The organism is Paenibacillus sp. EKM301P, from assembly GCF_011800295.1.
Taxonomy (GTDB): Bacteria; Bacillota; Bacilli; order Paenibacillales; family Paenibacillaceae; genus Paenibacillus; species Paenibacillus polymyxa.
The window spans coordinates 1-1,624 of the sequence record NZ_JAALFM010000043.1; the positions used below are offsets into that span (position 1 = coordinate 1).

General features: G+C 50.9%; 1 protein-coding gene. It reads left to right on the forward strand.

The features are described from left to right. The coding region (locus HFD99_RS24720) for a condensation domain-containing protein (RefSeq protein WP_238797287.1) at positions 1–1,624 on the forward strand (1,624 nt) is incomplete at both ends.

Consider the following 1,624-nt stretch of genomic DNA (forward strand, 5'->3'; position numbering starts at 1 on the left):
CCGCTACCCAACCGTCGCAACACTGGCACCGCATATGCACGAGGTAAGTCGTAGGGTAGATCAGGGAGAAGTGAGCGGGGAAACAACTTTGTCTCCCATCCAGCATTGGTTCTTTGCCCAGGAGCAAGTAGATGCGCATCACTTTAATCAGGCGGTGATGCTGCACCGGGAGCAGGGTTTTGATGAGTCCGCTCTGCGTCAGGCACTTGACAAACTCACAGCGCACCATGATGCACTGCGGATGGTGTTCAGCAAGACCGAGCAAGGCTATGAAGCCTGGAACCGCGGAGTACAGGAAGGCGAGCTGTATCACCTGGATGTGGTGGACTTTACGAACTTGACGGATGAAGCCATGCTCAGCGCAGCTATGGAGGCGAAAGCCAGTGAAATTCAAAGCAGTATCCAGCTACATGAAGGGCCGCTATTGAAGGCTGGTTTGTTCCACTGTGCAGATGGGGATCATCTCCTGATGACGATTCACCATTTGGTCGTGGACGGGGGATCATGGCGTATTTTATTCGAGGATTTGGCCGTAGCCTATGAACAGGCCATTCATGCAGAGGTACTTCAGTTACCAGACAAAACGGATTCATTCCGCTTCTGGTCGCAAGAACTTTTCAAGTATGCGCATAGCGCAGCCATGGACAGCGAATACGCCTACTGGGAGCAATGGAACGCAGCCGCTTTGGCTGACCAAGTACGTTTGCCTGAGGATCAAGCGGAGGCCGAACCGTTTATCCTAGCTGACACGGATACCGTGGTCTTCCAGCTTACGGAAGAAGAGACAGAAAAACTATTGAAGCAAGCACACCGCGCGTACAACACGGAAGTGAACGATTTGCTGCTGACTGCACTAGGCATGACGCTGTACACGTGGACGGGTCATGAACGCAGTCTGATTCATTTAGAGGGACACGGACGGGAGAACATTTTGCCGGATACGGACATTTCTCGTACGGTAGGCTGGTTTACGAGTCCATATCCGATATTGCTAGACATTGGTTGTGATCGTGCTTTGTCGGAACACATCAAGCAGGTCAAAGAGTGCCTGCGTCAGATTCCGAATAAAGGAATGGGCTATGGAATCTGGAGATATTGGAGTGAATCCGGCCAAGCCGTTGGTCAACATCAAGCTTTTGCCGAGCCGCAAGTAAGCTTTAACTATCTCGGACAGTTGGATCAGGACTTGCAAAACAGCGATATCCGCATGTCTCCTTACTCAATGGGATCGGTCGTGAGTGACCGGACGAAGATGAAATATGCGCTCGATGTGAGCGGAATCGTCACGAACGGCATCCTGGAACTCGACATTCGGTATAACGGCAAAGCCTTCCGTAAAGATACGGTCCAAATGCTGGCTGATCTGTTGAAATCCAATCTGCTTGAAGTGATCGAGCATTGTGCTACACGGGAGCAGGCCGAATTGACTCCAAGTGATGTACTGTTCAAGGGTCTGACCCTGGAGCAATTCGATACGATTAAGGAACAGACCAAGACGGTTGGGGAATTGGAAAATGTGTACCCACTGACCCCCATGCAAAAGGGAATGCTGTTCCATAATTTGATGAATGCAGAAACCGGCGTGTATTTTGAGCAGGCAACCTTTGACCTTGAGGGCCACTTT